Source organism: Achromobacter insuavis (genome assembly GCF_902859645.1).
Lineage (GTDB): Bacteria > Pseudomonadota > Gammaproteobacteria > Burkholderiales > Burkholderiaceae_B > Achromobacter > Achromobacter insuavis.
Window position 1 is genome coordinate 1 of record NZ_CADIJR010000148.1, and the last position, 6,427, is coordinate 6,427.

At 68.3% G+C, this 6,427-nt stretch carries 5 protein-coding genes and 1 pseudogene; 4 read left to right on the top strand and 2 right to left on the bottom strand.

Features of this window, described 5'->3' with window-relative positions; translation table 11 throughout:
- A pseudogene (locus H0523_RS31310) lies at positions 1-408 on the bottom strand (hypothetical protein); the annotation flags it as partial.
- A 109-nt stretch (positions 409-517) separates the two neighbouring features.
- On the opposite strand from H0523_RS31310, the gene H0523_RS31315 reads away from it, so the two are divergent.
- The 4 genes from H0523_RS31315 (at position 518) to H0523_RS31330 (ending at position 5,240) form a co-directional block, all read left to right on the top strand.
- Positions 518-2,521 (top strand): SpoIIE family protein phosphatase, encoded by a 2,004-nt coding sequence (locus H0523_RS31315; protein WP_054432742.1) that lies wholly within the window; start codon positions 518-520, stop codon positions 2,519-2,521.
- Entirely contained in the window at positions 2,518-3,705 is a 1,188-nt protein-coding gene (locus H0523_RS31320) for an ABC transporter substrate-binding protein (RefSeq protein WP_054432743.1), read from the top strand. Before H0523_RS31315 ends, H0523_RS31320 begins: the two co-directional genes overlap by 4 nt.
- 158 nt (positions 3,706-3,863) lie before the next feature.
- Positions 3,864-4,436 carry a BspR family type III secretion system anti-sigma factor gene (locus H0523_RS31325; RefSeq protein ID WP_054432744.1) on the top strand — a complete coding sequence of 191 codons (573 nt, stop codon included), beginning with the start codon at positions 3,864-3,866 and terminating at the stop codon, positions 4,434-4,436.
- A gap of 240 nt (positions 4,437-4,676) precedes the next feature.
- A complete protein-coding gene (locus H0523_RS31330) occupies positions 4,677-5,240 on the top strand; it encodes an RNA polymerase sigma factor (protein WP_231689808.1) in 564 nt (187 codons plus the stop codon).
- An 11-nt stretch (positions 5,241-5,251) separates the two neighbouring features.
- Here H0523_RS31330 and sctC read toward each other — a convergent pair.
- Positions 5,252-6,427, bottom strand: a 1,176-nt coding sequence (gene sctC, locus H0523_RS31335; protein WP_180180290.1) for a type III secretion system outer membrane ring subunit SctC, incomplete at its 5' end; no start/stop codon positions are given.

The window sequence follows — 6,427 nt, forward strand, 5'->3', positions numbered from 1 at the left end:
GCCCGCGGCCAGCGGCCCGCCGGCGTCGAGCGTGCGCGCCAGCTGCGTGGCGTCTTCGGGCAGCTCGCCCTCGGCGGCCACGGCCTGGCCGTCGGCCAGCAGCACCGCCGCGCCCTGCACGCCGCGCGAGCGCGCGACGCCATCATGCAAGGTGTCGCGCAGGCCGAAATACTGTTCCAGCGGCTTGCCCAGGCGCAGGCCGTTCTCGATATTGCCGGCGACGCGGCGCGCCACCACTTCGACGCGGTCGGCGGTGGTGTCCACCACCAGCCGGTTCAACGCCGACAGGCTGAGCGCGCCGATCAGCGCCTGCGCCAGCAGCAGCACGGCCAGACAGGCCAGAGTGACTTCCAGTACCGGGCGACGACGCAACCCATCGAGCACTACTTGTATTGGTTCGCTACGCATGGGGCCACGCCGTCGCAAAGTATTTACACACGGGCACTAATGGTATTTACAATTAATGCAAATTGCATCCTATTTCACGCCTTCACCTCATCCGCCGCCTATCGCCCCCATGTCGTTGCGCTCGCTCCGTAGCAAGATTTTTCTACTGGTCGTAGCGCTGCTCCTGGCGGTCGCGGCATTCGTGATGCTGACCTCGCAGCGCAACGTCACCCGCACGGTGATGAACAGCGAGCGCCACGCCGTCAGCAACGTCATGGAACTGGTGCTGCGCGACGCCGAGGCCCGCTGGGGCGCGTTGCTGGCCGACAAGATCTCCACCGTGCGCAGCGGCCGGCGCCAGCTGATGCAGAGCGGCACCGTGGTGGCCGCGGCGCTCGGCACCTACGCCGACCTGGCCGAGCGCGGCATCATGACGCCCGGCGCCGCCAAGGGCATGGCGCGCGCCTGGATCAACCACCTCAAGCTCGACGACCGCCGCTACGCCTTCGTCTACGACGCCGACTTCCAGGTGCTGGCCAGCGGCAATCCCGACATGATCGACCGCGACCTGTCGTCGCTGTCCGACTTCAAGAACCGGCCGCTGGCGCAGGCGCTGCTGGAAGAGAGCCGCACGTCCGGCTACGGCTTCGCGATCTACCGCTGGCCGCCGTCGGCGCAGCGCGGCGACGGCGAGACGCGCTACGCCTACTTCGGCTATTTCCGCCCGTGGAACTGGGTGTTCGCCATTTCCGACAGCGCCCAGGACGTGATCGAGCAGATCGAGACGCGCCGCGCGCAGCTGGAAAACTCGGTGCGCGACACGCTCTCCAAGATGACGCTGGCGCAATCGGGCTTTATCTTCATCGCGGCCGATGACGGCCGCATGATCGTGCCGCCGCCCGAGGCCCGCGCCGGCCTGCTGGACGCCAAGGACGGCGGCGGCGAAACGCTGCGCGCCCTGCTGGCGCGGCAGGACGGCGGCGGCAAGCTGCGCAGCCTGCGCTTCGACGGCGGCGACGGCCCCTGGCAGATCGAGAGCGCGCGCTTCGCGCCGCTGGGCTGGACCGTGGTGGCGGTGGTGCCCGAGAGCGACCTGACCGCGCCGGCGCAGGAACTGCTGAACCGGCAGGCGCTGATCTTCGTGGGCATGATGCTGGTGGCGCTGGTGTGCGCCTGGCTGGTGGCGGCGCGCATCGTGCGGCCGCTGGAAACGCTGACCCACTACGCCCGCCTGCTGCCCGAACAGGACCTGACCGCGGAATCGGCCGTGCCCGCCCACATCGCCGCCCTGCCCGACAAACACAAGGACGAAGTGGGCCGGCTGGCGGCCTCGTTCCTGTTCATGGACCGCAAGCTGCGCGAGAACGTCGCCCGCCTGATGCGCGAGACCACCGCGCGCGAACGCTTCGAGAGCGAGCTGAACATCGCCCGCGCGATCCAGCTCGGCCTGCTGCCGGTGCCGCTGTCGCCCATCACCCGCGAGCAGATCGACCTGAACGCCGTGATGCTGCCGGCCAAGGAAGTGGGCGGCGACCTCTACGATTACTTCACGCTGCCCGACGGCCGGCTATGCCTGGCGATCGGGGACGTGTCGGACAAGGGCGTGCCGGCGGCGCTGTTCATGGCGGTCACGCGCACCCTGATCCGCGCCACCGCCGAGGACGAGACCGACCCGGCGCTGATCATGCAGAAGATCAACAACCGCCTGTCCGAGAACAACCCGAACATGATGTTCGTCACGCTGCTGATCGGCGTGCTCGACATGACCACGGGCGAACTGCAGTGGGCCAACGCCGGCCACCTGCCGCCCGCGGTGGTGGGCGCCGACGGCGTGGTTCGGCTGCTGGAGGGCCGCAGCGGCCCGGCCTGCGGCGTGCAGGAAGACCTGACCTACCGCTGCCTGTCGACGATGCTGGCGCCGGGCGAAATGCTGGTCGGCTACACCGACGGCATCACCGAGGCCGTCAATCCGCAGAATGCGCAGTATGGCGATCCGCGCCTGCTGGCCGTGCTGTCCAATCCCCCCGTGCCCGCGGCCAACCTGGCCAAGCGTCTGCTGGAAGACGTGCAGGCGTTCGCCGACGGCGCGGAACAATCCGATGACATCACATTGATCGTGATCCGCCGCCCATGAAGACATCGTTGCCCACCCTATTGCTGAGCCTGGCCCTGCTGGCGCCCGCCGCGAGCCTGGCCCAGGCGGCGACGCCCGCGGCCAGCCAACCCACGGCAGGCGCGGCCGCCGCGCCCCAGGTCTTTCCCACCAAGCCGGTGCCGCGTCCCGACGGCAAAAAATGGCGCATCGGCTATTTCGAGAGCGGCGACTACAGCGAATACCCGCGCACGCTGCGCGTCACTGTGGACGGCCTGCAGAAGCTGGGCTGGATCACCGTGCCCGCCATTCCCGACGGCCTGAACGGCAAGCAGATGTGGGAATACCTGGCCGACAACGCCCGCAGCGACACGCTCGAATTCGTGCGCGACGCCTGGTGGCAGCCCGGCAACTTCGACGCCGCGCAGCGGCCGGCGGTGCGCGCCGCGATCAAGCAGCGGCTGGAGGAAAAGAAGGACATCGACCTGATCATCGCCATGGGCACCTGGGCCGGCCAGGACATGGCGGGCATGGGCGCGCCGGTGCCCACCATCGTCGCCTCGACCAGCGACGCCGTCGGCGCCCGCATCACCCGCTCGGCGCAGGACAGCGGCCTGGACAACCTGCACGCACGCGTCCAGCCCGAACGCTATCAGCGCCAGGTGCGCCTGTTCCACGAAATCGTGCCGTTCAAGCGGCTCGGCCTGGTCTACGAAGACAGCCCCGAGGGCCGCACCTACAGCGCGGTCGACGCGGTCGAGCAGGTGGCGCGCGAGCAGGGCTTCGAGGTGCTGACCTGCAACGCGCCGTCCAACGGCATCGCGCCCGAGGTGGCGACCCGCAACGCGCTCGAATGCTATGCCAAGCTGGCGCCGAAGATCGACGCGGCCTACGTCACGGTGCACCGCGGCGTCACGCCGGTGTCGATCGACACCGTGGCCGAGATCCTGCGGCAGGCGCGCGTGCCCAGCTTCTCGATGCTGGGCTCGGAAGAGGTCAAGCACGGATTGCTGCTGAGCCTGGCCCAGGCGGACTACTCGTACGTCGGCCTGTTCTACGCCGAGACCATGGCGCGCATCTTCAACGGCGCCAAGGCGCGCGAGCTGAGCCAGGTCTGGATCGACCCTGCCAAGATCGCCTTGAACCTGCAGACTGCCCGCGTGATCGGCTTCGATCCGCCCGTGGATATCCTGCTGGCGGCCGACGAAGTCTACGAGGCCCGGTAACCCCCTGTTTCCTTGGCGCGGACCGAAACCGCGCGATGGCATAAAATCGGCTGACGTGTCATGGCGATGGAACTAAAGCGCCAACCGGGTTACTCAATCACAGGGGCTGTTGAATCTCCTATGGGCCCGATCTCGGACACGCCGGATTTATTGGCTGCATGACAATTTCATCGGTTACCCCTTCATCGCCGTTCGTCTCTCTCGAAGCCTTCGCCAAGGCGGCGGAGAGCGGGCAGGACGTCTATGTCGACGTCGCGGGCGAAAAACTGCAGGTCCTGGGCATGGGCGCCACGCCCGGCGGCCGCAGCGTGGCATGGGTGGCGCCCAATGTCGACACGACCGAAATGTTCGCCCAGGCGCTGGCCCGCAGTTTTGGCCAGGGCATCGCCAGCGCGGTGTCGCGCGAACTCGGCCTGGAGCCCAACCCCGGCAAGCCGCTGTCCGCGCGCACCGTCGCGCTGGCGCTCGACATGGCGCAGACCTCGCGCGACGCGCTGTCCGGCGTCGATTTCCTGACGCGCCTGGCGCTGTCCGCCACCAACGGCGCGCCCGCCTTCCAGCAAGCCTGTAGCGACGCCGGCGTGGCGCCCGCCAGTCTCGACGCCGCCCGCCGCGGCGCGCTGGACCAGGCCATGCAGGCCCGCTTCGACCAGGCCGCCCAGTCCGGCCAGAGCCCGGTCTCCCTAGGCACCGCCGCCGGCTGGCTGCGCGACCTGCTCAAGGCCGGCTAAGACCGTCCCGCCGCGTATTCCGACCCGCGGAATCCCGCCAGAAACGGTTTACTTGTTTTTACATTTCTGACGACGAAAACGCGATTTTTGCCTCAATATTTCGATTTTCGAAATATTGTGACACGTGTAAGCTGCGATAATTCGCGGCATGCCGGTAGTAACTTGTAGCTTCATACACGTTTCTTTTCGCCTCCCATGACCAACCCCAGCGATTGCACAGCCGCTTCCCAGGAAGCGGAGTTGCCGCCCATTCGCGCTGACGAAGGGCAGGGTTGGGACACGGGCGAGGAATACCTGCTGCGCGACCTGGTGCGAGAGCACTCCACCCGGCTGCAACGCTTCATCATCAAGCATATCGGCAACACCACCGAGGCCGAAGACCTGGCCCAACAGGCCTTTGTCGAAGCGGCCCGCTCGTACCGCAGCTTTCGCGGCGAATCGCAACTATCCTCCTGGCTCTACGGCATCGCGCTCAACCTGGTGCGCAACTACCTGTCGCGCGCGCCGGAACGGCGCCACGATTTCGTCAGCGACAGCGTGCTGGCCGAACACGCCAGCAGCGATCTGCCCCCCGACCGCGCGCTCGAGCAGAGCCAGACCCTGGCGCTGTTGCAGGAATCGCTGGACGAGCTGCCCGAGAACATGCGCGACATCCTGCTCATGGTCGGCATCGACGAAATCTCGTACGAAGACGCCGCGGCCCTGCTGACCGTGCCGGTCGGCACCGTGCGCAGCCGCCTGTCGCGGGCGCGCGCGGCGCTGCGCGACAAGCTGGCCCAGAAGGGCCTGCGGCTCGACGACTGAGCCGCCCGCCACTACGGCGCCCTGCCCGTGCCCGGCGCCGCCACCGGCTCGACCTGAATCACCGGCCCCTGCTGCGCGTTCGACTTGCCTTCCAGCACCGGCGCGGCCGTCGGCGTGCCATCCAGCCATTCCGAGGCGCGCACCGGTCCGCTGCTGCGGCGCAATTCCACGTTCGGCCCGAACACGATGCGGGTGCGCTGGCTCTGCGCCAGGTCGAGGTATTGCCCTGGCGTCATGCGGTCGCCGCCCCAGGTGGCGTTGAGCATCGGGCCGGTGCCGGCCGCGCCGGGCGTGGCCACCACTTCGCCATTGATCGCCACCACCTTGGGCCGGATCAGGAACAGGCGCTCGCGCCGCTGCACGGTCTTGGACTTGTTGGAGAACAGCAGCCCCAGCCCCGGGATGTCGCCCAGGATCGGCACCTTGTCGACCTGCTCGGAATTCTGGCTGCTGTTGTAGCCGCCGATCAGCAGCGTCTGGTCGTTGCCGACGATGGCCAGGGTGCTGATGTTGCTCTTGCGCACCGTGGGCAGGTTGTCGATCTGCCGCTCTTCCTGGATGCGGCCGTCCTCGATATCCACCGTCAGTTCGACGCGCGCGCCGTTCTTCGATTCGATATGGCGCGGCGTCACGCGCAGCGAAGTGCCGACGGTCACCGGCGTCACGGTGGCCACGCGCTCGCCGCGGGTCTGGATGTAGAACGTGTCGGACAGGTCGATCATGGCGCCCAGGTTGTCGGCCGTCAGGATCGACGGCTGCGACAGGATGTTGGCCTGGCCCTTGGTCTGCAGCGCGCGCAGGCGCGCCGCCAGCGTGTTGCCGACGCTCACGCCGATGGTGCCGGGCGACAGCGCCGCGCCGCTTTCCAGCGGCAGGCCGCCGCTGGGGCCCAGGCCCAGGTTGCCGTAGCCAAAGGTGGTGGAGCCGGCGCGCGCGCCCCAGGTCACGCCCAGTTCGCTGACGAGATCGGAGTTGACGTCGACGATCATCGCCTCTATCTCGACCAGCGTGCTGGGCAGGTCGAGCTGTTCGATCAGGCTGCGGTAGATGGGGATGCGGTCCGGGATGTCCTGCACGATGATGGCGTTCAGGCGCGCATCGGCCTGCACCGTGGGCTCGCGCAGGCGCAGGCCCGACTTGCCCGCGACGCCGGACGCGGGCGCCTGGCCCCCGCCCTGCCCCGCGGC